Genomic DNA, 24,459 nt, shown 5'->3' on the forward strand with positions numbered 1-24,459 from the left:
CGGTTCAGCCCGGTCCCGCGCGGCCCCCGCCGGCCGCCGGTGGCGATCCACCGCGTGGTGACCGGAGCGGGGCGCCGGTCCCCCGTCCGCTACCCGGTACGTCACTGCCGGGTGCCGCGCCGGGGGACCCGGCGGACCCGGCGGACCCGGCGGACTCGGCGGACCCGGCGGACCCGGCGGGTGAGAGTGCGGCGAGCAGCCGGAGTTTCTCGTCGCTGTCGCTGCCCTTGTCGGGGTAGTAGACGACGAGGATGACGTCGTCGATGGCGAGTTTGTCGCGGTGGAGGCGGAGTTCACCGACGACGGGGTGGTTCACCGTGGTCGTCCCTCCGTCCAGACCGCGGACGTCGTGCCGGGCCCACAGGGTGCGGAACCGCTGACTGGACAGGGCGAGCTCCCCGACGAGTTCGACGAACCGGGGGTCGTCGGTGTCGTCCCCGATGGTGGTGCGCAGGGCGGCCACGAAATCGGCGGTGGATCTCGTCCAGTCCTGCTGGAAGGCCTGCTCCTCGGGGTCCAGGAGCAGGGAACGCAGCCGGTTCTCGCCGGGCCGCAGGCGGGGGGAGAGCGCGACCGCCATGGGGTTGGAGGCCAGGACGTCGAACGCGCGCCCTTCGACGAACGCGGGGATCTGCAGGTGCGCCAGCAGCTCGTACACCCTCTGCGGCACCTGCTCGGGCCTGCGGCGGCGCGGTGCCCTCGGGCGGGCCGCCGAGAGGCCGAGCAGATACGTCCGCTCGATGTCGTCGAGCTGCAGGACGCGTGCGAGTGCTTCGAGCACCTGCGGCGAGGGGTTCTTGTCCCGGCCGCGCTCCAGGCGCAGGTAGTAGTCGGGACTTATCCCGGCGAGCAGGGCGACCTCCTCGCGGCGCAGGCCCGGCACACGCCGGTTGCCGCCGGGCGGCAGTCCCGCCTGCGCCGGGGAGACCAGCTCACGCCGGGCGCGCAGGTAGCCGCCCAGCCGGTTGCCGGAGTCCTCGTCCCTCATACCGCCACCGTAATGCGGTCCGCGGGCCGCAGAGGGGGCCCTGGCAGGACCAGGGAGGACGGGGGTCCTGCCGCGTCCGGCGGACGCCGCCGAGACTTCGGTACGACCGACCGCGCCGCGGCTTCGAACGCCATCGGCGCCCTGATCCGAAGGAAGACACCATGGATCTCTCCAACCGCACCGTCCTCGTCGTCGGCGGCACCTCGGGAATCGGGCGGGAGCTGGCCCGCCGGTTCGCCGCCGCGGGCAGCACCGTGGCGATCGCCGGCCGCAGCCCGCAGGCGCTCTCCGAACTCGCCGGAGAAGGCTTCGGCACGTTCGGTGCCGACGTCACCGACACTTCCTCCGTCGCGTCCCTGCGTGACGCGGTACTCGCCCGCCACCCCGGGCTGGACACCGTGGTGACGATGTCGGGCGTCATGCTCCTGGAGGACCTGCGCGACCCCGCGCACTTCGAGGCGACGAGGACGACGATCGAGACCAACCTGCTCGGCACCGTGAGGGTCGTCGACGCCTTCACCCCGCACCTGCTCCAGCGGGGCGCCGGCACCTTCGTCACGGTCACTTCCGGCATCGCCTTCCTGCCGTTCCCGCCCATGCCGGGCTACGCCGCCTCGAAGGCCGCGGTGCACGCCTACTCCGAGGCGCTGCGCGCGCAGCTGGACGGCACAGGTGTCGACGTCGTGGAGCTCGTTCCCCCGGCCGTCGCCACAGCGGGCCAGGAAAAGGCGAACCCGCACGCGCTGCCGCTCGACGCATTCGCCACCGAGGTCATGGAGCTGCTCTCGGAGGACCCCACCCCCCGCGAAATCCTCGTGAAGGGCGTCCTCATGCACCGCTGGTCCGAGCGCGACGGCACCTACGACGACCTGGTCGCACAGCGCTCCAAGGCCCTGGCGATGCTCCCCGGCCGCCAGGGCTGACACGCTTCCAGCGGCCCGAGCAGCGGCGGACCGTCCCAGCCGCGGCCGGCGCCGTTCCCGCCAGGGGTGGCGTCGAGCCGGGCACCGCGTCAGGGGCGACCCGGGACGTGGTCACTCACGCAAGGCGCGGGAAACCCTTCGGGCCGCCGCGCGAACGGCGGGAGCGAGCGTCTGAGGGGACTGGCTGCCCGCTCTGAAGGCGATCGACAGGGCCGCCACCACCGAGCCGCCCGCGCCGTGGATCGGCGCTCCGACGCAGTGGACGTCCGGCCCCACCATCCTGTCGCTGCTGGCGTACCCCTCCCTGCGGACGTCGGCCAGCAGGGAGCGGAGCCGGGCGGGGGAGGTGATCGTGTAACTGGTGTAGCGACGCGGTGGGGTGCTCAGATACTCCTCTTGGACCTTGTCGGGCGCGTGGGCGAGCAGGACGAGTCCCGCTCCCGTGGCGAACGCACCGAAGCGGCCTCCCACCCGGCTGTCGGCCTGCGGGGCGCCCGGCGCGCTGAGACGCTCCAGGACGACGACGTCCAGGTGGTCCCGCACGGAGAGATGGATGTGCTGTTCCTTCGTGACGTCGTACAGGTCCTGCAGGATCGGCAGGGCCGCATCGCGCAACGGGAAACCGCGAGGCGCGAGGGTGGCCACCTCCCACAGCCGCAGACCCACCCGGTAGCGCCGGTCGGGCCCACGTTCCAGGGCTCCCCACGCGACGAGTTCGGCGGCACGGCGATGAACCGTCGGCAGCGACAGGCCCGTTCGCCGGGACAACTCGGTGAGGGTGAGCGCGCGGTTTTCGTGGGAGAAGGCCCCGAGCAACGCAAGGACCTTGTCGGTCACCGACATGCCGTGCTCATCGGACATGTCCGTGCTTCCTTCCTTCATGGGCGGGTCCCTCTTCGCACCGTTCGCCGGGCACGCCTGCCGCGGCCCCTCCCCGCACGACGACCTGGGCCGTCGTGCGGGGTCGGCCGGGCCGCCGGGCGAGGCCGGGGCAGCCCGCCTGGGGTCAGTGGACGGTTCCGGCGGCCTTCTTGATGAGGTCGGTGACGATGCCGGGGTCGGTCACCTGCGCGGCGTGCGGGGTGTCGGCCTCGACGGTGTGGGAGTGGGCGCGGTTCGCCATGAAGCGCTCGGTGGCGGGCGGGATCACGTGGTCGTCCTTGGAGACGAGGTACCAGGACTCGATGGTCTTCCAGGCGGGGTCGCCGGAGCCTTCACCGAGCGCCTCGGGGGCGGCGGGGCTCTGGGTGGCGGCGAGTTCGGCGGCGGTCTTGCCGCTGACGCGGTTGCTGAGGAAGAGGTTGCGGTACTGGTCAGGCTTGGCGTAGAGGTCGACGCCGGTGCTGCCGTCAGCCTTGGTGAAGGGGACGGGGAACAGGGCGGTGGGGATCTGAACGTTGGGGTCGTTGCTGATCTGGGAGCCCGGGAACTTCCTGGTCAGGCCGTCGACGGTCTCGTCCTTGTCCGGTGCGAAGGCGGAGATGTAGACGAGCGCCTTGACGTTCTTGTTTCCGGTGGCGGCGTTGGTGATGACCGTGCCGCCGTAGGACTGGCCGACCAGGACGACGGGGCCCTGGATGGTCTTGAGGTAGGAGGCCAGGTAGGAGGAGTCGGCGGACACGCCGCGCAGACCGGTGGGCGGCGCGACGACCGGGTAGCCGTCGGCCTGCAGGCGGTTGATGACGCCCTTCCAGCTCGCGGCGTCGGACCAGGCGCCGTTGACCAGGACGACGGTCGGCTTGGGGGCGGCAGGGGTGTGGTGGGCGGGCGCGGCCGACGCGAACGCGGTCACGCCGCCGGCGAGGGCAACACCGGTCGCGCCGAGAACGGCTGTACGGAACGTACGACGGCGAAGCATGGAGGTCTCCTGAGGTGATGGTGTTGTTGCGGCGGGCACATACGCCCGCGCGGGCGGGGCACGCGACGATCGCGTCCCCGGGAGGCCGGCGGATCAGGGCCGGCGGTCAGCGGGTCCCGCGGTCGGGTCCCACGCGGGTGAGCGAGTGGCCCGCGGCCCAGTCGAGCGCGAAGTCGGCCACTTCCTGCCACCCGTCCTGGCCGATGATGAAGTGCGAGCGGCCGGGGAACTCCCGGTAGTCCGTGACGGCCGAGGACTTGCGGTAGAGCTTCCAGTTCGCCTTGTTGACCTTGGGCGGGACGATGTGGTCGGCCTGGCCCGCGATGAACAGGAGCGGGGACCGGCGGTCGTTCCGGAAGTCGACCCGGGTGGCGGCCCGCGGATTGAAGTTGGCGAACGCCCCCTGGAAGAGCACGCGGGCCGGTCCCGGGACCTGGTAGCGCTCCCAGCGGGCCGCCGATTCGTCCTCGCTCAGCGTGTTGGTGATGGCGTAGTGGAACTGGCGTGCCGTCAGGGAGACCGCCTTGTTCTTGTTGGCGGGGTTCTTCAGGACCGGCCAGGCCGACTTGAGGGTGGACAGCGGAAGGGGCAGCACGCCCTTGACCGCTGCGGAGTCGATGACGACCCCGGCACTGCCCAGGCCCCGGTCGAGCAGGATCTGCACGACGGTGCCGCCGAAGGAGTGGCCCATGAGGATGGGCGGACGAGGCAGGTCACGGATGACCTTCTCGTAGTGGTCGACCACCTCGAGCAGGCCGGTTCCCGCGATTCCCGAGGGGTCGCGCCGCAGCTCCTCCACCTCGCGGTCGAGCCCGGGCCAGGCGGGAGCCATGACGTTGTACCCCCGCGCCTCGTAGTGCTGCTTCCACCCCTCCCAGCTGCGCGGGTTCACCCACAGGCCGTGGATGAGCACGATCGTGCCTGCCTCGACGGCATGGGGCTCACTCATACGGACCTCCGAAATGGATAGAACGTTCTATTCACTTAAGCTAGTCGAACCGATGCCCGCAGGCAAGCGGTGCCGCGAAGGCACGGGGGCGAACCCGGACCGCGCCGGGCCGGCAGCATGCGCCGGCTTCCCGCGGCGCCCCCAGACTGTCGCCGCAGGCCCCGCACCCACATCCGTCGAACGCCTGGGGGAAAACGGGTCACCGAGCCGTGCCGGGCAGTCGTTTCGACAGCGCACCAGGTGTCCGCCCGGTCGCCGGGCGGCAGCGCCGGGCGCACGGACCGCGCACGGCCCGGATTCCTCAGGCGAAAGGTCCAGGGCTCGCGTACCGGGGCCCGGGCGACCGGATCCGGCCGCCGCCCGGCGACCGGGGCCGGCCATGAGCCCCAGTCGTCGGCACTGTCGGATGACTTATGCGGGCCGGTCCCACCGGTACCGATACTGAGCGGGTGCCCGTGCGGTCACCCGCCGGTGCCGGCCCTGTCGTGGCCCGTCGTCGGCCAGGACTCCGGCCGCCTCACCGCTCCCACCATGCGCCGAGGAGCATGATGCCGAAGATCATCCTTGTCACCGGGGCGTCCAGCGGCCTCGGGGCAGCGACTGCCCAGGCCCTGGCCGAAGCCGGTCACATCGCCTACGCCGGAACGGGCGCGGCCTCAGGCCGTCCACCGGTCGCCTTCGCACCGGACGGGGACCCGGGCCTCCAGGTCGCTCGGCCGCGTCCGATCGCCCTCGACGTCGCCGATCAGCGCTCGGTCAACGCCGCGGTGACCGCCATCACGGCGGAAGCCGGGCGGATCGACTGCGTGGTCCACACCATGGGACCCGTGCCCAGGGGGCCCGTCGAGTCCTTCACTCCCTACCAGTTGGCGCAGATCTACGACGCGAACGTGCTGTCCACCCAGCGGGTCAACCGTGCTGTGCTGCCGCAGATGCGCGAACGCCGGGACGGTCTGCTGGTCTGGGTGGTGTCCCGCGGCGACCTCGCGGACGAGGCCCCCTTCCTCGCCCTGCACTCGGAAAGTGTGGCGGTGATCGACCATCTCGCGGCGAGCTACGCGAAAGAGCTGGCCGGCTTCGGCGTGGAGGCCACCGTCGTCGTGGCCGGCCTGAGCGTGCCCGAAACCGGCCGGCGACTACGGCTGGTCCTTCCCGACGACCTCGGTACGGCGCAGGCGTACGAGGGCCGTTATCCCGGTCTGGTCGATCGGGTCGACGCGCACCTGGCCGGTCAGGCCGTCACCGCGGCGCGTCTCGCCGGCGCGGCACAGGCCGTCGCGGGCCTGGTGGAGAGCCCGAAGGGCGCTCGCCCGCCGCGGGTCACCGCCGGTGCGCCCGGTGACCGGCTGCCGGGGACCGGGGACGACGGTTAGGCGCACGCGGAAGGGTGCGGCCGGGGCCTGGACGCGGGTCTCACTCCTCCAAGGCCCCGAGCGCGTCGCGGAGCGCCGCCCGGGACGAAATGCCCAGCTTGGGAAAGATCTGGTAGAGGTGCGCTCCGACCGTCCGGTGCGAGAGATAGAGCCGTTCGGCGATCTGCTTGTTGCTCAGCCCCGATGCCGCCAGGTCCGCGATCTCCCGCTCCTGCGGCGTGAGCACCTTCCCACCCGCCTCGGTCCGCGGCGCGACCCAACCGGCGGCCCGCAGCTGCTTGGCCGCACGATCCGTCCAGGGACCGGCTCGGAGCTCGGCGAAGGCTTCGTGGGCCAGCATCAGCTGTCCTCTGGCCTCGGCGTTCGCCCTGGCGCGTCGGAGCCGTTCGCCGTGGGCCAGCCGTACCCGGGCCAGGTCGAACGGCCATTGCTCGACTTCCGGCAGGGCCAACGCCTCGCCGAACAGACGCACCGACTCCTCGTCGTCCGTGGCGCACAGAGCGGCCGAGGCGCCGGCGAGGAGTGCGAGCCGCGTGGAGAGCGCGGCGATGCCGTTGTCCCGGATGGCGCGCACATGAGCGGCCGCTTCCTCCGGGCGGTCGGTGCGGACCGCGGCCTCGACGAGATCCATCATCACCCACAGGGCGTGCGGCACATGGGAGGCGAAGGTGCCCGCGGGGCTGATCGCCGTCGCGTGCCGATAGGCGCCGGTGAAGTCGCCGCGTCCGAGATCGGCCACGGTGCGTATGTGCCGGGCGTAGTGCAGTGCCGTCCCGACGCCCCGCGGTGCGGCCCATTGGGCGATCCGGCCGGTGAGCAGCCCGGCCGTCGCGTCCTCCCCGCGAGGGGCGGCGACGACGGCCCGGCAGTACCAGAAGTACCAGGTGAAGAACCGGTATCCGGACTCCTCGCAGAGCTGGGCTCCTTCCTCGGCCAGTTCGACGCACTCGTCCCACCTGCCGGTCAGGTAGTCGTTCAGGCACAGGTGCATCAAGGCGCCGATGTGGCGGCGCACCGGCCCGCCGTCCCGTCCCTGGCGGACGACCTTCCAGGAGGGCTCGCGGAGGGCCGGCAGCCGATCGAGGTAGAGCGCCGCGGTGCCGACCCTGACGATGCGGCCGGGGTCGGTCTCCTCGGGGAGTCCGCCGAGGATGTCCTCCATGTGTTCCAGCGCGGCCGCTCCCGAACGCGCAGGGTCGGAGAAGGTCCTGCCGGCCGCCGACAGCAGTGCGGGCGGCTCCGGCCGCATTCGGGAGAGCGCGGTGTAGAAGGGGTCCCACAACTCCGCACGGCCGCTGAAGAAACACAGGAGCAGCAGCAGGTGCACGGCGTCGACGACGGCGTTGTCCTCGGCGTCGTACTGGTGGGTGCCGGACTCGATGGCGCCCACCAGCAGGCGGTGAGCCGTGTCGATGTCCCCGTCGCCGTTGATGACCAGATAGACGGCGGCAGCGGCGGAGCGCAGGGACCCGGCCAGGTCCGGGTCGGCGCGGCGGGCGTCCTCGAGCAGCTCCGAGACGCCGCGCAGCTCCCCCGTCGCGTCGGCGCCGATGTAGGCGGCCTCCGCCAGGCGGCGAGCCCGGTCCGATCCGTGGGGACTCAAGTCGGCCGCCCGTATCAGTGCCGCGACCGCCCCCAGGGCGTCGCCGCGCGCCGTGATGCGGTGGGCAGCCTGCTCCAGCAGGGTGGCGACCTGCTCATCCGGCTCGACGGACGCTTCTCCGAGATGCCATGCGCGGCGCTCGGGCTGATGCGCCAGAGCCTGGGCCAGAGCCCGGTGCGCCGCGCGGCGCTCGGCGCTGGAGCAGGCGTCGACGACGGCCGAGCGGATCAGGGGGTGGCGGAAGACGAGCCGCCGGGTGCCCTCGTCGACGGTGACCAGCTGGTCCTGCTCGGCCGGGGCGAGATCTTCGAGGTCGGCGCCGCAGCCGGCCTGCCGCGCCGCCGCGTGCAGGACCCCGAGATCGCCGGTCCCGTCCATCGTGGCGAGCAGCAGCAGACGGCGGGCCGCAGCCGGGAGGCCGGAGACCCGGGAGAGGAACAGCGCCTGGAGCCGCTGGCTCAGCGGAAGGACCGCGGGAAGGTTCTCCAGCGCCATGCGCTGCTGCCCGCTGAGCACCGTGGGCAGTTCGAGCAGGGCCAGCGGGTTCCCTTCGGCCGCGGACAGCAGCCGGCGCCGCACTCGTTCGGCAAGGTTCGGGAAGCGCGCGTCGAGCAGGGCTCGCGACGACACTTCGTCCAGCGGCGGCACCTCGTACTCGGGTAGTCCACCGCGGTTGAAGAAGGTCTCGCTCCCTTGGCGCACGGCGCCGAGGAAGCGGACCCGGCTGCCGCCGAGCCTGCGTGCGACGAAGGCGAACACGGCGGCGCTGGCGCGGTCCACCCACTGCAGGTCGTCGATGACGAGCAGCAGCGAGTCGGGCGCGGCCACCTGGTGAAGCAGCATGAGGGTCGCGCTGGACACCACGAGCCGGTTCGGCGACGCTCCGCTGCCGAAGCCCAGCGCGACACGCAGGGCCTCCTGATGGGTGCTGTCCAGATCACCGAACGTCTCGGAGAGCGGGAAGAGGAGCTGGTTCAGGCCCGAGTAGCTCACGTCGGCCTCGAACTCGACGCCGGCCGCGCGCAGGACCCGCGTCCCGGTCGCGGACGCCGCCTCCGCCACGGCGTCGAGCAGAACCGTCTTGCCCACCCCCGCCTGTCCCGACAGCAGGAGCGCCCCGCCGCGGTCGCCGGCGCCGAGGAAGTCGCGTATGCGCTCGAGTTCCTCGGCACGCCCCACCAGACCGCCAGCGGCTCCGTCGTCAAAGGGGTCGCCGTAGCCCACCCGTCCACGCTCCCGTCAGCCGTCCCACGTCCGCCCCGGTTCCCCTCGGGCGGATATTCCCTGAATTCATTGGCAAGGGGGTTCTCATGCTACCGCGCAAACCTCCGGAATCATCTTGCCGAGCCGCATTTCCACTCACCCCTTCGGCATGCCCGTAAAACTCTGGGAAGAATTCTTTCACTGAGTGAAAGGGGTAACCCGACGGACCTCTGCGGGGGGTAGTGTGCCGTCCGGACAGGGGTTCCTTCGACGGAACCCTCCCTCGCCGCGAGGTTCCTCGCGCAGGTGGACGACCGCCAGGTGCCCATCGAGCGGCACGGGCGGCACGGCGGGAAATACCGGGGACGCGCGCGACACGGGAGCGGAAAAGGCGCCCCGCCGACCCCTGATCGCCGTGCACCCATTCCGGCGGGCAAAGGCCGTTCCTTTCCTCAGAACCATTTCCGGCCCTCCTGCCGGAGAACGGCCCGTACCCCCGGCCCGCATATTGGCCTTTCGTCTCTTGCGTGCCGGTCCGCGCATCCGTCCGCACCGCCCCGGCGGAAATATCGGACGGCCCCCGGGGACATGCGAGCGGCCCTTGGGCGGCCCCCGTGCCGGTGGCGATGCCGCCGGGGCGCCGAGTCTCGCCCTTGCCCCGGATTGTGGAAGGAACGTTCTATATAATGTCTCCATGACCGAGACGACGAGCGGGCCCGCCACGACCGGCCGCAAGTCAGCGGCGCGGGAGCGACTGCTGACCACGGCGAGCAGGCTCTTCTACACCGAAGGGATTCGCGCTGTCGGTGTCGACCGGGTGATGGCGGAGGCCGACGTCGCGCGCGGCACCTTCTACCGGCACTTCGAGGGCAAGGACGACCTGGTGCGCGGCTACCTGGACGCCACCGATCACGACATCCGGGCCCGGGTGGCCGTGGCGGCCGAGAAGACGGGCGGCGGCGCGGCGTTGCTCGATGTCGTCGCGCACAGCATCGGCGAGGAGATCTGCGGTCCGGGGTTTCGGGGCTGCCCCTTCATCAACGCGGCCGCGGAGTACCCGGATCGGGGGTGTCCGATCCACCAAGCCGTGCTGAGGCACCGCGAGTGGTTCCACCAGGTGCTGGAGGACACCCTCGCGACCATGGGCGTCACGGATCCCCGGCACTCCGCCGACATGGTGGTCGCCCTGCGTGACGGAGCGATGGTCGCGGGCTACCTCGGCGACTCCACATCCGCGGCGCGCACCCTGGCCCAGGGTGTCGCTCTGGTCGTCGCGGCGGGCTGACGGAAGGACGGGCCGGCGTCAGGAGGCGCCGGCCTCTGAGCCCGGCCGCCGCCAGGCGGCGGCTCCCGCGCCGGGAATCCCCGCGGGGGCGGGGGCAGGTGGACGATGCGGCGTCGGAGGGGCCGTACTTGGAGCGTCCCGGGTACAACGGTTTAAAAACGATCTCCAGGCGCCAGGAGCGGGGTCACACGCCCGGCCACCTCGCCGGGGACCGTGAGCAAGGTGACGGGGGAGTACTGCAGAAGGCCGCGGCCTGGAGAACGCGGCCTTCTGCTCCGGTGCGGGGCGATCAGCAGCGGGGACCGCCTACGGGGCTCACAGATCGACGCCGTGTGACCCCGCGCCGTGCGTCACGGCGGCGACTGTGCCGTCGGCGAGGACTCCGGTGATACGGAAGTAGGTCGTATCGCGCTGGGGCATCGGCACGTAGGACTTGTAAAGGGTGCTGCTCGCCGAGCTCGGGACGGTACGGAACCGTTCGTAGGCGCGGGTGGAGGGGTTCCACTTGTCCAGCTGGTATTCGGTGATGCCGGCGCAGAGGGCCGCGTCGTCACAGGTCCACTGTACGTATCCCAGCTCACTCACTGTGGTGGGGTTCACGATGGTGAGCGGGCCGGTGTCCTCGCCGCGGGCGTCGTCGGGCCTGTTGTCGGGTTCGGTGATGGTGACGGTGGGCGCGGACGCCCAGGCGATGTGGTTGTCCCAACGGTCCATCGCGGCAACAAAGAAGGTCACCGTTTCGCCGTCCGGGGGTCCCACGCAGAGCAGTGCGTTCGGCACATCCCTGCCGGGAAGCGTGAGCCCCGGTGTTGCGTCGTAGCACCCGGTGTTGTCGTAGTGGATGCTGCCGTCGGCCCGCCGGACGACGCGGGCGGCGACATAGCGCAGGCCGCTCTCGGCCGGGGTGTCCCAGCTCAGTACGACGCCGTCGGCACGAGGCGAGGCGGTCAGGCCGGTGAGCGCGGGCGGGGGAACGCGGTCGGGGGTCACCGTGACCGGAAGCGACATCGGGGACACGTTGCCCGCGGCATCGGAGACCACGGCGCCGTAGGTGTAGCTGGTTCCGTCGAACGCGGGCAGATCGTCCACGTGCCATGAGACCGACGGCGAGGCCGCCGACACCGTGGTGACGAGTTCGGGGTCGTCGCCGAGGGTGTCGCCGGTGGAGCGGTAGAGCTTGAGGGTGCCGCCGCCGCGCACCTCGTCGTCGCTCCCGCCAAGAGCCCAGTTGATCCGGAGGGAACTGGCGGTGCCCGATTCGTGGGTCACGGAGAGGACCGGCGCCGCCGGGGCGACGGTGTCGACCGGGGTGACCGTCAGGACGGGTGTGCCCTCCGACACGTTCCCGGCACGGTCGGTGACGCGGACCATGAAGTTGACCGGCTCGCCGTCTCGAAGCAGTCCGGTGCTGGTCCAGGTCGTCTTGTCCGTCACGACCCTGGGAGCGCCCCAGTCACCCCAAGCGGTCTGCCGGTAGACCCAGTAGTAGGCCCGGTCCATCTCCTTGCTGGGCGCCCAGGTGAGGGTGGCGGAGTCGGCACTCTCGTTGTAGACGACCTTGGACCCGGTGGGCGCGAGGGGGGCGACGTGGTCCACAGACGCCGATGTCAGGGGCGCGTAGGCGAACTTGACGGCGGCGTTCCCGGTCCAGTTGACGTAGTCGACGCGCAGGGTGTGCGTGCCCTTGGGAATCGTCAGGTTGACCGTCTTGGAGACGGTGGAGGTCCCGTTCTTCCACAGGTCGATCTTCCGCACACCGTCGAGGTAGACGCGGATGCCGTCCTGGCCGGACGCGGAGAACGCGAAGGGACCCCCGGAGCCGAAGTCGCGGGTGATCTGCCAGCGCACGCCGAAGTTGTCCTTGCCGACGCCGGACACGGCGGGCGCGTTCCCGCCCCAGTTCTCGCTGATCGCGGTATCGGTGTCGGTGTACTTCGGGGTACCGGTGAGGCTGGTGTTGGCGAAGTACTGACGCAAGTACGCCGGGTTGCCGGCGACCGAGACGTCGGCCGTTCCCGCCGAGACGTTGCCCGACCTGTCGACCGCACGGACCTCGTACAGGTGGGTGGTCGTGCCGGCGGTGGTGTCGGTGAAGCCCGTACTGGTGACCGTGGCAATGGGGTTGCCGAAGGAGGCCTGGTCGGGCGTGCGGCGGTAGACGCGGTAACCGGCCACGTCCATCTCCTTGTTCGCCGACCAGCGCAGCACGTTCCGCTTCGTGTCGGCATTCCGGGCGATCGACGGCCCGGTCGGCGTGAGCGGCGCGACCCGGTCCACGGTTGCCCCGTTGCGCGGGGTGTAGGCGAACTTGACGGCGGCCGAGCCGGTCCAGTTGACGTAGTCGACCCGCAAGGTGTGCGTGCCCTTGGGGATCGTCAGGTTCACCGTCTTCGAGACGGTGGAGGTGCCGTTCTTCCACAGGTCGACCTTGCGTGCACCGTCGAGGTAGACGCGGATGCCGTCCTGACCGGACGCGGAGAACGCGAAGGGACCGCCCGAGCCGAAGTCGCGCTTCACGCTCCACCGGACACCGAAGTTGTCCTTGCCGACACCGGAGACCCCGGGCGAGTTGCCGCCCCAGTTCTCGTTGATCGCGGTGTCGCAGTCCGTACGTTTCACCGCACCCGAGAATCCGGTGTTCGCGAAGAATTGCCGGGTGTAGGCGTTCGTCGCACACGACGTCGCCGCCCCCGCCTGGGAGGTGGCCACCGCGACGAGACCGCCCGTCAGCGCGACCACCACCGCGGTCCCCGCTGCCAGACGGGATCTACCGACACTGCTCACTGAGTCCCCTTTTGGACACATGACCGCCCCGCGGACAGTCGTACGGGGTATGTGATCAACGAGAGCCGCATGGGGTTGTACGGCCAAGGGATTTTTTTTGCTTTCGATAGCGGGGCGACAGGTGGCTGCGCCATTCACACCCTGTCGGAACAACACAGTAAATAGAACGTGTCTTTTCAGCGTCTCGGTGATGAATGAAAAGTGTCCGTCCATTGAGCTGGATCAGCGGCGAGTCGGTCAGCGCGGTGCGCGGTGACCGTCACGTGATCTTCCCGTCCTCGGCTCCGCCAGCCCTGCTGCGGCGGGGGCGGCAACTCGGGCTGCTCTGCTGCGAGGTGAGCAGTGACGGGCAGCCGCACGGCAGCGAAGGACCGCCACGCGCGGCTGGCGGGTATGCGTATCCAGCGCAACCACCTCCCGGACGCGGACGTTGAACCCGCGATCGAAGAAGTCGACAGCAGCGGGCTCGTCCCGCTGCTCGAAGAGTTCGCCCATCTCCCCCGTGGGCGTCATCGCAGACTCCGCCTCCGCACGCTTCTGGTCGGTCTCCACCTGTGCTGCCAGATCACCGGCGGAAAGATCGTCCTGGAACGGACCACAGACCTTCTCTACTTCCGCCTCAGCCCAGCCGTGCGCGCACAACTCGACATCCCCGAGTACGTCGTAGCACACCAGCGCGATCTGTTTGAGTCAGACACGAACACGCCCAGGTCTATCCACTTGTCGCGGCGGGTGCGGATTGTGGTGGCCGAGCACGTCGTGTCGGCGATCGCCTCGTAAGAACAGCCGAATCGCAACATTTGCAGCAACTTGTCGAAGACGATCCGGTCGCCGACACGCCGACGATGACAGCCCAGAGGATGGCCCGGGTGATACCCCGGCCGCACGGGAAGCAGCGCCACGAACTGCTCCCACCACGGTTCGATCGGCCATGACGGCAGCACGGGCATGGATCCCCCAACGATCACAAAGCGTGTGGACTCCATGATCGCTACGCCCTGCACTCTGTCCCGCAGCGGAAGCCCCTAAGAAGCAGTCCACCGATGCGAGATGGCCCGTCGTCGCCAGGCCGGTACGGGCGAGAGGTACACGGAAGCTCTGCAGTACGTGCGGTTAGAGGTGCCCGAGCCCGATGAATTCGGCTGCTGTGAGGCGCTCAAGCACGTTGCCTTGGTGGTCCAGGAGCGGTTTGAGCAGGGAGGGATGCCGGCGCTACTGGCGGAGCTGGAGGAGCTGCGCGAGTGGAGATCCAGAACTGACCCCCTGCGGTTCCACGGGGGAGTCGGTTTCTGGATCTCCGTTGACATCAGTCAGCCGCCGGCGCGCGGTCGGCCCCGGTCTACCGGTGCTTGTCGGGGCCGTGGATGCCGAGGTGGGTGACGATGAAACTGTGGTCGTACTTGACCCCGTACTTGAGGACGCGGTCGAAGCCGAGATGGAACAGGCCGATGGCGCCGGTCACGATCAGTGAGTTGTGTTCCCAAGTGGTGCCCGCGACGATCAGGGCGAGAGGCAGCGGTGCGGTGTGCATGAGGTTGTAGATCCAGGCGCCGACTTTCGGGCCGGCGAGGTAGGCGAACCAGGACAGGTCCGGGACGAGGAACAGCGCGGGAACCAGCCACCATGGTTCGTCGGTCGTAGCGAAGAGCACCAGTGCGGCGATGGCCCCGGCAAGACCTTCGACGCGCAGCCAGACCGCGGGCCGGCCGGTGACCACGCCGTGGAAGTCCCGGTCGTCGGCGTTCGGCCTGTGCGGGTTGTCCACGGTGGTTGCGGCCGGGACGTCAGTGACCTCAGGCACGGGTGTTCTCCTGCAGGAACGAGGCGATCAGAGCCACCGTCTGCTCGGGAAACTGGTCGTGCGGGTAGTGACCGGCGCCGTCGACCATCGCGAGCCGGCCGATGCCGGCGGGCAGCGCCGCGACGATGGCCTCGCCCTCGGCCCGCGGGTCGGTCCAGTCGGGGTCGAGGGAGCCTTCGACGATCAGCACCGGGCAGCGCACATCGGCGAGCTTCGCCCCAGCGTCGGCCGGTGAGGTCTTGAGCATCGACTGGAGTGCCTTCATCCGGCCGGGCTCTCGCAGTTCGGCCGCTATGCGGGCCTGCCGCTCGGTCCAGTCGGCGGGCTTGCGGCCCGGGTAGGCGTGGTCGAGGTAGCCGAGCCACTGCGTCACGCTGCCCAGCATCGCGCCGGCCATCCGGTAGGCGCCCCGGCGGTACGACCTGTTGCCGAGGTCGCCGAGCTTCATCGCCTGGGCACGGGTGAACGGCGCGATCTCGACGACTCCGGTGATCAGGCCGGGCTCCCGAGCGGCAGCGATGGTGGCGGCGCCCCCGGCGATGGAGTGACCGATGAGCACGGCCGGGCCGCCGAGGTGACGGATCAGGGCGAGCAGGTCGCCGGCGATGTCGGTGCGGGAGTACGACGGCCACGCCGCGGCCGACTCGCCGCAGCCGCGCAGGTCGGCCGCGGCGACCCGGTATCCGGCCGCAACCAGCTGCGGCGCGACGAACCGGTAGGCCGCGCGGCTCTGCCCCATGCCGTGGGCGAGCACCACCAGCGGACCGTCACCGGCCACCTCGTATGCGATGCGACCGCCGTCGACGGTCAGGTAGTGGGTCTGCTGGCTGAGGGGCATGATCATGGTCGTCTCCTGGCGCGTTGCGATGAATCCGGATGCAAGATTGTTCCCCGGCCCAAAATTGCTTCCGGGTTCAACTCTGTACTCAGGTACAGTTACGGACTGGAGTACACTTGTCAAGTCGGAAGAGAGCAGATATCGATCATGAAGAACGGAACTTCAGCAACCCCCGAGTCGCCGCCGCAGGATCGCCGCGCACGTCAGCGGGAGCGGCGCCGCGCCGAGTTGTACGACGTCGCCCTGGCACTGTTCGTCGAGAAGACGTATGAGGGAACGACGATGGAGGACATCGCCGAGCGGGCAGACGTCGCCCGGACCACGGTCTTCAACCACTTCCCCCGCAAGGTCGCCTTCTTGCAGGAATGGGCCGTCCGCCGCCGCGAGAAGGCCATCGAAGCCGCCTACGCCGCAGGCCCGGACTCGTCCGCCCGGGAGATCCTGGTGCGGTACTTCACCGAGATGGGCCGGCTCAGCGACGCGTCCCGGCCGGAGAGCGTGGCCGTGATCCTCGGGTCGGTGCACTCGACGAACATCTGGCAGCGCTCGCCACTCGCCGTCGAGTTCGCCGGCATCATCAGCGGGGCACAGCAGAAAGGTGAGATCGACCCGGCCGTCAACGCGGACCGGGTGGGCCTGCTCCTGTCCTCGTCGTACTACGTCATCCTCACCGCATGGGCCGCCGAAGAGCCGGCGCCCTTCGACCTCACCGCGGAGATGATCGGCACCGTCGACCTCATCCTCAACGGAGTCCTGCCCCGACGAGACAGAACCTCCAGCGGCTGAACGACTCGATCTCGGTGGTGATACCGCCGACGGAGGTTTCACCGGTGAGCACGGGCAGACCGCGTTCGTCTGAGCGGCTTGGAAGAAGTGCTCAGCGCGGTGGTCAAGGAAGAGTGGCGCGACTGACGGGAACGCAGTCGCACAGGTGGGAGAGGTGCGACCGCTGACGCTTGTCGGCCGATCTGGAACGCGCCGGGTGGCCCGCCACGTTGCTCGCCATGCGTCTGACGGTGCATCCGCGCACGATCGCCGAAATCCGCTTCGCCCGCCGCACACGGATCCATCCCGACCTCGACGTCCGTGTCCGCGAGCTCCATCGGCACCTGATCCCGCTCGACCCGGTCCGCGGGGGCGTACGTGCCATCGACGCCGCTCGCGTGCGCACTCTGGCGCAGCGCCGGGTCGCGTAGGCCGGAGCACTCCGGGTCCGGTTCGACCTCGTCGACGACGTTCGAGGCTGACCGCGGCGGCGGTGGCACAGTTGGGGGTAGAGGTACGGTGCCGGCGGCCCCGTGTGGAGGCCGCCGAACACCCAGACCATCAAGGCGACGTGGTGACCAACGGGTGAGCCGTCGGCGAGACCACCCACCGTCAGGGCTTTGGTCAAAGCCTGAGCCCTGACGGTGGCGCAGCATGCGCGCAGGTCTCACCACCACGGAACCGGACGGCGGCCCGCATACAACGGTTTGAAAACGATCTCCCGTCTCCAGGACCGGGGCTGCACGCCCAGCTACCGCGCGTACAACAACTCCGAACCCGCCGACTGGCAGCTGCCTGTGAGAGCCCTGGGCTACAAGCCGGTCTACGACTACCGCGTCGACCAACTCGGCAACCAGGGCGGAACACAAGGCGCTGCCCTCGTCGAAGGCACCTGGTACTGCCCCTCCATGCCTCAGGCCCTCGTCGACGCCACCGGCGACCTGCACGCCGGGCGTATCGACCGCGAGACCTGGACCACACGCATCGCCGCCCGCAAGCCCTACCGCCTCATGGCCAAAGAACGGGAAGACGCCGAAGGCCACCAGCGCATGATGTGCCCTGCCGAGGCCGGCAAGGTCCAATGCCCCCTCAAGCCCCGCTCACTCGGCCGCGGCATCCAGCTCCCGCTCGTCGACCCCGAGCCCAGCCCCACCGGCCCCGTCAAGGTCTGCCGCCAACGCGTCATCACACTCACCCCAGAAGAAGGGGCCAAGCACTGGCAAGCCCTGGACTACGGCGATGAACAGTGGCAGAAGATCTACTTCCGCCTGCGCAACAGCGTCGAAGGCTTCAACGGCTTCGCCAAGAGCCCGCTCGCCGAGGCCAACGAATCCTCACGATCCCGCCCCATCCGCGGCCTCGCCGCCCAGACCATCCTTCTTGTGTTCCAGATCGCCCACGCCAACAGATCACACGATGGCTGGACAGCCTGGCCCTCAACGGAGAACGACCCGTCAGGCGCACCAACCGCAGACGCAAGACCAAGCCCCTGGGCACCTGGACTCCGATCGGCCACTTGGCGTCCGCTATCTGAGTGACACGCATCACATACAGGACGCAGCCACGCAACAGAGCCCCCTCGTCGGCCACTGACGGCCGACGAGGGGGCTCTCGACGTGTGAGAGACGCAACGATCGGGCGGGCCGACCGGCCGATCCCTTGATCAACGCGAGAAACGGGCCCCGGTAGCGACTTTCGTCACTACCGGAGGCCCGTTTCGTCGGTACCTCAACTGTACTGTGCGCGAGGGGGGAGTTGAACCCCCACGCCCTTTCGGGCACTGGAACCTGAATCCAGCGCGTCTGCCTATTCCGCCACCCGCGCATGGGTGCTGCCGTGAGATTCTGTCACACTCTGCGGGGCTTCCCGTTCGGTGCGTCAGCGCCTTCCGACACCGAGAACACTAGCACGCTGTTCAGGGTGGCTTCACATCCGTTTCCGGGCACCCCCACGGGGCGGGAACCGTCCGCTGTTGCGGGACACTGGCTTGAGGCGCCTCTACCATCCCTGTGGGGAAGCGGCAGCGGCCCCTGTGAGCGTTGACACCGGTCCCGCGGGGCCGATCGGGGAACCACCGGTTTTCCCGGTGCGTGGATACGATCAGTAAGCAGTACCGGAAGGATCGAAGGGGAAGGATCGCGGCGTGAGCCCGCGACAACCGCAGGGCCTTGAGGAAGGAGGTGCATCGTGGGAGTACTCAAGAAGTTCGAGCAGCGTCTCGAGGGCTTCGTGAACGGCACCTTCGCCAAGGTGTTCAAGTCCGAGGTCCAGCCCGTGGAGATCGCGGGCGCGCTGCAGCGCGAGTGCGACAACAACGCCACCATCTGGAACCGGGACCGCACGGTGGTCCCCAACGACTTCATCGTCGAACTCAGCACCTCGGACTACGAGCGGCTGAGCCCGTACGCCATCCAGCTCGGCGACGAGCTGGCCGGCATGGTGCGCGACTACGCCAAGCAGCAGCGCTACACGTTCATGGGCCAGATCAAGGTCCATCTGGAGAAGGCCGACGACCTCGACACCGGTCTGTACCGGGTCCGCAGTCGCACGCTGGCCTCCAGCGAGTCCCAGCAGCAGTTCCAGCAGTCCCCCGCACCGGACCGGAACGCGCCCCAGGGCCGCGGTGGCTACGGCTACCCCCCGCAGGCCCCGCAGCGCCCCGCGGGGGCGCCCCCGATGCCCGCCGCACCGCCGCCCGGCGCGGCCGCCCCCGTGACCCGGCTCCCGGGCACCGGTACGGCCCCCGGTCACGGCGCCGGTGTGAACGTACGCCGCTGGATCGAGATCAACGGCAGCCGCCACCAGATCTCCCGGCCCACGCTCGTCCTCGGGCGCAGCACCGAGGCCGACGTGCGGGTCGACGACCCGGGTGTGTCCCGCCGGCACTGCGAGATCAGGGTCGGCACGCCCTCGACGGTCGTGGACCTCGGGTCCACGAACGGCATCGTGGTGGACGGGCAGCACACCCAGCGCGCTACGCTCCGCGACGGTTCACGGATCGTCGTGGGCAGTACCACCATCGTGTACCGGCAAGCCGAAGGGTGAAGCGGGGGCAATGTCAGAGCTGACCCTGACGGTCATGCGGTTGGGTTTCCTCGCCGTGCTGTGGCTGTTCGTCATCGTGGCCGTGCAGGTCATCCGGAGCGACCTGTTCGGAACCCGGGTGACGCAGCGCGCGGCCGGGCGCCGCGGCGACCAGACGCGACCGCCGCAGCAGCGGCAACAGCAGCCACAGGCGGCGGCCCAGCGGCAGCAGCCGCAGAACAACCGGGCCCGTCGCGGGGCACCGACCAAGCTCGTGGTCGCCGAGGGCTCGCTGGCGGGAACCACCGTCGCGCTCCAGGGCCAGACCATCACGCTCGGCCGGGCCCACGACTCCACGATCGTGCTCGACGACGACTACGCGTCCAGCCGGCATGCCAGGATCTACCCGGACCGGGACGGCAACTGGATCGTCGAGGACCTGGGATCCACCAACGGGACCTACCTGGAACGGAACCGGCTGACCACGCCGACCCCGATTCCGCTCGGTGCCCCGATCCGCATCGGCAAGACCGTCATCGAGCTGCGGAAGTAGTCGCACAATGGGCGAGCACAGCCAGCGAGCGCGAGCGAGAGGGTGGGCAGCGTGCGGATGTACCCGGAGCCGACGGGCGAGGTGCGCATGACTCTGTCGCTGCGCTTCGCCGCCGGCTCGCACAAGGGAATGATCCGGGAGGGCAACGAGGACTCCGGCTACGCCGGCCCGCGGCTGCTCGCCATTGCCGACGGCATGGGCGGCCAGGCAGCCGGTGAAGTCGCCTCGTCCGAGGTGATCTCCACCCTCGTCACGCTCGACGACGACGTCCCCGGCTCGGACATCCTCACCTCGCTCGCCACCGCCGTGCAGCGGGCCAACGACCAGCTGCGCGTCATGGTCGAGGAGGACCCCCAGCTGGAGGGCATGGGCACCACGCTCACCGCCCTGCTCTGGACCGGCCAGCGGCTCGGCCTGGTGCACGTCGGCGACTCGCGCGCGTATCTGCTGCGCGACGGCGTGCTCACCCAGATCACCCAGGACCACACCTGGGTGCAGCGGCTGGTCGACGAGGGCCGGATCACCGAGGAGGAGGCCGGCACGCACCCGCAGCGCTCGCTGCTGATGCGCGCGCTCGACGGCCGCGGCCAGGTCGAGCCCGACCTGTCGATCCGCGAGGTCCGGGCCGGCGACCGGTACCTGATCTGCTCGGACGGCCTGTCCGGCGTCGTCAGCCACCAGACGCTGGAGGACACCCTCGCCGGCTACCAGGCGCCCGCCGAGACCGTGCAGGAGCTGATCCAGCTCGCCCTGCGCGGCGGCGGCCCCGACAACATCACCTGCATCGTCGCCGACGTCCTGGACATCGACGACGGCGACACCCTGGCCGTGCAGCTGCACGACACCCCGGTCGTCGTGGGCGCCGTCGCCGACAGCCGGCACCACATCCCGGTGACCGACCCGCGCCACCTGCAGACCCCGGCCGGCCGCGCCTCAGAGCTCGGCCGCCCGCCGGCCCCGGAGGGCTCCTTCGGCCCGCCCGGCAGCGCCGACCCCGCGGCCGGGGCGCCCATGGGCAGCTTCGGCGCCTTCGAGGGCGAGGAACTCGACAAGCCGGTGAAGTCGCGCCGGTGGCTCAAGCGGTCCCTCGTGCTGCTGGTCGCCCTCGGCGTCGTCGGCGGTGGCCTGTACGGCGCGTACCGTTGGACCCAGACGCAGTACTACGTCGGGGTCAAGGACGATCACGCGGCGATCTACCAGGGCATCGAGCAGAAGCTGGCCTGGGTCAACCTGTCGAAGGTCCACGAGGACCGCCCTGGCATCGAACTCAAGTACCTACCGCAGAACCAGCGGAAGTACGTGACGGCCACCATCGCCGCCGGCGACCTGGCCGACGCCCGCAAGACCGCCGACGAGCTGGAGCACCAGGCCAAGGTCTGCCAGACCAAGGAGTCCCTGGACAAGGCCCGCGTCAACGCGGCCGACGCCGCCAGGAAGAACCAGCAGAAGGGCGCGGGCACCGCCTCCGGAAAGGCCACGGGCAACCCCTCGGGCTCCCCGACCCCCGGCCGCACCACCGCGACCCCGCCCCCCAGCAGCCCGTCCCCGGGCGCGACCACCAGTCCGTCGACCAGCCCCACCCTCACCGCCGAGGACCAGGCGCTGGCCGAGCAGTGCCCCACGGGCAGCTAGCAGTCTGCAGGAGGGCCGTCAGTCCAGCATGAGCGTTGTCACGAACACCACGACCATCACATCCGTCGGCGCGCCGAGCCGTCGCAACACAGAGCTGGCGCTTCTCGCCTTCGCGGTGCTGATCCCGGTCTTCGCGTACGCGAACGTGGGCCTGGCGAAGAACGGCTCGCTGCCCGCGGGCATGCTCGCCTACGGGCTCGGTCTGGGTGCGATCGCCGTTGTCGCGCACCTTGTGGTGCGCAAGTTCGCCCCGTACGCCGACCCCCTGATGCTGCCGATCGCCACGCTGCTCAACGGTCTGGGCCTGGTCTTCATCTGGCGCCTGGACCAGGAGCCGTCGCTGCCCGGCGGTTCCTCGGCGCCCACGCAGCTGATGTGGTCGACGCTGGGGGTCGCGTTCTTCCTGGGCGTGCTGATCTTCCTCAAGGACCACCGCATCCTGCAGCGCTACACCTACATCTCGATGGTGGTCGCGCTCGTCCTGCTGATCCTCCCGGTCTTCTTCAAGCCCGTCTACGGCGCCCGGATCTGGATCACCGTCGGCGGCATGTCGATCCAGCCGGGTGAGTTCGTGAAGATCATCATCGCGGTGTTCTTCGCCGGCTACCTGATGGTCAAGCGGGACGCGCTCGCGCTCGCCAGCCGCCGCTTCATGGGCATGTACCTGCCGCGCGGTCGGGACCTCGGCCCGATCCTGGTGATCTGGGCGCTCAGCATCCTGATCCTGGTCTTCGAGACCGACCTGGGCACCTCGCTGCTCTTCTTCGGCCTCTTCGTGATCATGCTGTACGTCGCCACCGAGCGCACCAGCTGGATCGTGTTCGGTCTGCTGCTGTCCGTGGGCGGCGCCGTGGTGGTCGCCAGCTTCGAACCGCACGTCCACAGCCGTGTGCAGGACTGGCTCAACCCGTTCCGCACGCTCGAGGCCGGCCAGGGCGCCAGCCAGCCCGCCCAGGCCATGTGGGCCTTCGGCTCCGGCGGCCTGTTCGGTTCCGGTCTCGGCCAGGGGTACTCACGGCTCATCGGCTTCGCGGCCAAGAGCGACTACATCTTCGCCACCGTCGGCGAGGAACTGGGCCTGGCGGGCCTGATGGCGATACTGCTGCTCTACGCACTCCTGGTGGAGCGCGGCGCCCGCACCGCCCTCGCCGCCCGCGACCCCTTCGGCAAGCTGCTGGCGATCGGCCTGTCCGGCGCCTTCGCGCTCCAGGTGTTCGTGGTGGCCGGCGGTGTCACCGGTCTCATCCCGCTGACCGGTATGACCATGCCGTTCCTGGCCCAGGGTGGTTCCTCCGTGATCGCCAACTGGGCGCTGGTGGCCATCCTGCTGAGAATCAGCGACACCGCGCGCCGCCCGGCGCCGACCCCCGCCTCGTCCCCCGATGCCGAGCCGACCCAGGTGGTGCGCGTCCAGTGAACAAGCCCCTGCGACGAGTGGCCATCTTCTGCGGACTGCTCGTACTCGCCCTCCTGATCAGGGTGAACTACGTCCAGTTCGTGAAGGCCGACGAACTCAGGACCGACACCAACAACCGCCGGGTGGCGATCAACCAGTACGCCACCCCGCGCGGCGACATACTCGTCGACGGCAAGGCCGTGACCGGTCACGCCGAGACCAACGGCAGCGACTTCCAGTACAAGGCGACCTTCAAGGACGGCCCGCTGTGGGCGCCGGTCACCGGCTACGCGTCCCAGGCCTTCGGTTCCACCCAGCTGGAGTCGATCTACGACTCGATCCTCACCGGCGACGACGACCGGCTCTTCTTCAAGCGCACCGTCGACATCCTGTCCGGCAAGCAGAAGCAGGGCGGCGACGTCGTCACGACGCTGAACGCCAAGGCGCAGAAGGCCGCTTTCGAGGGCCTGGGCAAGAAGAAGGGCGCGGTCGCCGCGATCGACCCGAGGACCGGCGCCATCCTGGCGCTGGCCAGCACGCCGTCGTACGACCCGTCCTCCTTCGCCGGCAACTCGAAGAAGGACGCCAAGGCCTGGAGTTCGCTGCTGAAGGCGAACAACCCGGACGAGCCGATGCTGAACCGGGCGCTGCGCCAGACGTACCCGCCGGGCTCGACCTTCAAGGTGGTCACGGCGGCCGCGGCGTTGGAGAACGGCCTGTACAGCAACATCGACGACCCGACGGACTCGCCGGTCCCCTACATCCTCCCGGACACCAACCACCAGGAGCTGAAGAACGAGGGGCCCATCCCCTGCAAGAACGCCACGCTCCGGGTGGCCCTGCAGGTCTCGTGCAACTCGGTCTTCGGCAAGATCGGCGCCGACCTCGGCCGCGACAAGATGGTCGACGAGGCCCAGAAGTTCGGCTTCAACCAGGAGATCTTCATCCCGGTCCGCACCGCGGCGAGCAACATCTCCAAGACCATGGACAAGCCGCAGACCGCGCTGTCGTCCATCGGCCAGTTCGAGACCGCCGCCACGCCTCTGCAGATGGCGATGGTGGCCTCCGCGATCGCGAACGACGGCACGCTGATGCAGCCCTACATGGTGAGCAAGCTGCAGGCTCCGAACAACGCCGTGATCGAGCAGACCAAGCCCAAGGAGTTCTCCCAGCCGCTGAGCGCGGAGAACGCCCAGAAGCTCCAGCAGATGATGGAGACCGTCGTCAGCGACGGCACGGGCAAGAACGCACAGATCCCCGGCGTCACCGTGGGTGGCAAGACCGGTACCGCCCAGCACGGCGTCGACAACAGCGAGAGTCCCTACGCGTGGTTCATCTCATACGCCAAGACGGACTCCGGTTCGCCGGTGGCGGTCGCCGTCGTCGTCGAGGACGCGAGCGCGAACCGCGGCGACATCTCCGGTGGAGGTTTCGCGGCCCCGATCGCCAAGAGCGTCATGGAGGCCGTGCTGAACAAGTGATGC

Annotated in this window: 19 protein-coding genes, 1 tRNA gene and 1 pseudogene; 11 read left to right on the plus strand and 10 right to left on the minus strand. The window is 69.8% G+C overall.

What is annotated here, in order from left to right; genetic code table 11:
* Nucleotides 1-4: 4 nt before the first annotated feature.
* Nucleotides 5-988 (minus strand): helix-turn-helix transcriptional regulator, encoded by a 984-nt coding sequence (locus PV364_RS28760; RefSeq protein ID WP_319663304.1) that lies wholly within the window; start codon nt 986-988, stop codon nt 5-7.
* A gap of 161 nt (nt 989-1,149) precedes the next feature.
* Here PV364_RS28760 and PV364_RS28765 point away from each other — a divergent pair, with 161 nt between their 5' ends.
* Nucleotides 1,150-1,911 (plus strand): SDR family oxidoreductase, encoded by a 762-nt coding sequence (locus tag PV364_RS28765; protein ID WP_319663305.1) that lies wholly within the window; start codon nt 1,150-1,152, stop codon nt 1,909-1,911.
* Nucleotides 1,912-2,022: 111 nt separating this feature from the next.
* On the opposite strand, the gene PV364_RS28770 is transcribed toward PV364_RS28765, so the two are convergent.
* The 3 genes from PV364_RS28770 to PV364_RS28780 all read right to left on the minus strand — a co-directional run bounded on the left by PV364_RS28770 (nt 2,023) and on the right by PV364_RS28780 (nt 4,718).
* A complete protein-coding gene (locus PV364_RS28770) occupies nt 2,023-2,772 on the minus strand; it encodes an IclR family transcriptional regulator (RefSeq protein WP_319663306.1) in 750 nt (249 codons plus the stop codon).
* Nucleotides 2,773-2,917: 145 nt separating this feature from the next.
* Nucleotides 2,918-3,769, minus strand: coding sequence for an alpha/beta hydrolase (locus tag PV364_RS28775; RefSeq protein WP_319663307.1), 852 nt, complete (start codon nt 3,767-3,769; stop codon nt 2,918-2,920).
* 106 nt (nt 3,770-3,875) lie between these two features.
* Nucleotides 3,876-4,718 carry an alpha/beta hydrolase gene (locus tag PV364_RS28780; RefSeq protein ID WP_319663308.1) on the minus strand — a complete coding sequence of 281 codons (843 nt, stop codon included), beginning with the start codon at nt 4,716-4,718 and terminating at the stop codon, nt 3,876-3,878.
* Nucleotides 4,719-5,263: 545 nt separating this feature from the next.
* Between PV364_RS28780 and PV364_RS28785 the strand changes: the two genes are divergently transcribed.
* A complete protein-coding gene (locus tag PV364_RS28785) occupies nt 5,264-6,091 on the plus strand; it encodes an SDR family NAD(P)-dependent oxidoreductase (RefSeq protein WP_319663309.1) in 828 nt (275 codons plus the stop codon).
* Between the two features lie 40 nt (nt 6,092-6,131).
* On the opposite strand, the gene PV364_RS28790 is transcribed toward PV364_RS28785, so the two are convergent.
* On the minus strand, nt 6,132-8,918 hold the full coding sequence (locus PV364_RS28790) for a helix-turn-helix transcriptional regulator (RefSeq protein WP_319663310.1): 2,787 nt from the start codon (nt 8,916-8,918) through the stop codon (nt 6,132-6,134).
* Nucleotides 8,919-9,591: 673 nt separating this feature from the next.
* Between PV364_RS28790 and PV364_RS28795 the strand changes: the two genes are divergently transcribed.
* On the plus strand, nt 9,592-10,182 hold the full coding sequence (locus tag PV364_RS28795; protein WP_319663311.1) for a TetR/AcrR family transcriptional regulator: 591 nt from the start codon (nt 9,592-9,594) through the stop codon (nt 10,180-10,182).
* Nucleotides 10,183-10,497: 315 nt separating this feature from the next.
* On the opposite strand, the gene PV364_RS28800 is transcribed toward PV364_RS28795, so the two are convergent.
* The 4 genes and pseudogenes from PV364_RS28800 to PV364_RS28815 form a co-directional block, all read right to left on the minus strand.
* Complete coding sequence (locus PV364_RS28800) at nt 10,498-12,966, minus strand: PA14 domain-containing protein (protein WP_319663312.1); 2,469 nt, start codon at nt 12,964-12,966, stop codon at nt 10,498-10,500.
* Between the two features lie 660 nt (nt 12,967-13,626).
* Nucleotides 13,627-13,916 (minus strand): annotated as a pseudogene (locus PV364_RS28805) (transposase); the annotation flags it as partial.
* Between the two features lie 389 nt (nt 13,917-14,305).
* On the minus strand, nt 14,306-14,767 hold the full coding sequence (locus PV364_RS28810) for a DUF4260 domain-containing protein (protein ID WP_319663313.1): 462 nt from the start codon (nt 14,765-14,767) through the stop codon (nt 14,306-14,308).
* Nucleotides 14,760-15,611 (minus strand): alpha/beta hydrolase, encoded by an 852-nt coding sequence (locus PV364_RS28815; RefSeq protein WP_319663314.1) that lies wholly within the window; start codon nt 15,609-15,611, stop codon nt 14,760-14,762. The genes PV364_RS28810 and PV364_RS28815 overlap by 8 nt, the downstream gene beginning before the upstream one ends.
* A 141-nt stretch (nt 15,612-15,752) precedes the next feature.
* Here PV364_RS28815 and PV364_RS28820 point away from each other — a divergent pair, with 141 nt between their 5' ends.
* The 3 genes from PV364_RS28820 (at nt 15,753) to PV364_RS28830 (ending at nt 17,908) form a co-directional block, all read left to right on the plus strand.
* Nucleotides 15,753-16,391, plus strand: coding sequence for a TetR/AcrR family transcriptional regulator (locus PV364_RS28820; protein ID WP_319663315.1), 639 nt, complete (start codon nt 15,753-15,755; stop codon nt 16,389-16,391).
* Nucleotides 16,392-16,561: 170 nt separating this feature from the next.
* On the plus strand, nt 16,562-16,801 hold the full coding sequence (locus PV364_RS28825; protein ID WP_319663316.1) for a hypothetical protein: 240 nt from the start codon (nt 16,562-16,564) through the stop codon (nt 16,799-16,801).
* 213 nt (nt 16,802-17,014) lie between these two features.
* Entirely contained in the window at nt 17,015-17,908 is an 894-nt protein-coding gene (locus PV364_RS28830; protein WP_319663317.1) for a hypothetical protein, read from the plus strand.
* A gap of 202 nt (nt 17,909-18,110) precedes the next feature.
* Here the strand turns inward: PV364_RS28830 and PV364_RS28835 are convergent.
* Nucleotides 18,111-18,194: transfer RNA gene (locus tag PV364_RS28835), tRNA-Leu, on the minus strand.
* A 363-nt stretch (nt 18,195-18,557) separates the two neighbouring features.
* Here PV364_RS28835 and PV364_RS28840 point away from each other — a divergent pair.
* The 5 genes from PV364_RS28840 to PV364_RS28860 are packed head-to-tail and all read left to right on the plus strand — an operon-like array spanning nt 18,558 to nt 24,456.
* The gene (locus PV364_RS28840) at nt 18,558-19,415 is read left to right on the plus strand and encodes a DUF3662 and FHA domain-containing protein (protein ID WP_319663318.1); all 858 of its coding nucleotides are present in this window, start codon (nt 18,558-18,560) and stop codon (nt 19,413-19,415) included.
* Between the two features lie 10 nt (nt 19,416-19,425).
* Nucleotides 19,426-19,947 (plus strand): FHA domain-containing protein, encoded by a 522-nt coding sequence (locus PV364_RS28845; protein WP_319663319.1) that lies wholly within the window; start codon nt 19,426-19,428, stop codon nt 19,945-19,947.
* Between the two features lie 57 nt (nt 19,948-20,004).
* Entirely contained in the window at nt 20,005-21,579 is a 1,575-nt protein-coding gene (locus PV364_RS28850; protein WP_319663438.1) for a PP2C family serine/threonine-protein phosphatase, read from the plus strand.
* A gap of 28 nt (nt 21,580-21,607) precedes the next feature.
* The gene (locus PV364_RS28855; RefSeq protein ID WP_319663320.1) at nt 21,608-22,996 is read left to right on the plus strand and encodes an FtsW/RodA/SpoVE family cell cycle protein; all 1,389 of its coding nucleotides are present in this window, start codon (nt 21,608-21,610) and stop codon (nt 22,994-22,996) included.
* Nucleotides 22,993-24,456, plus strand: a complete 1,464-nt coding sequence (locus PV364_RS28860) for a penicillin-binding protein 2 (protein WP_319663321.1) — start codon at nt 22,993-22,995, stop codon at nt 24,454-24,456. The genes PV364_RS28855 and PV364_RS28860 overlap by 4 nt, the downstream gene beginning before the upstream one ends.
* Nucleotides 24,457-24,459 lie beyond the last annotated feature (3 nt).

It is taken from the genome of Streptomyces sp. MI02-7b (assembly GCF_033793585.1).
Lineage (GTDB): Bacteria > Actinomycetota > Actinomycetes > Streptomycetales > Streptomycetaceae > Actinacidiphila.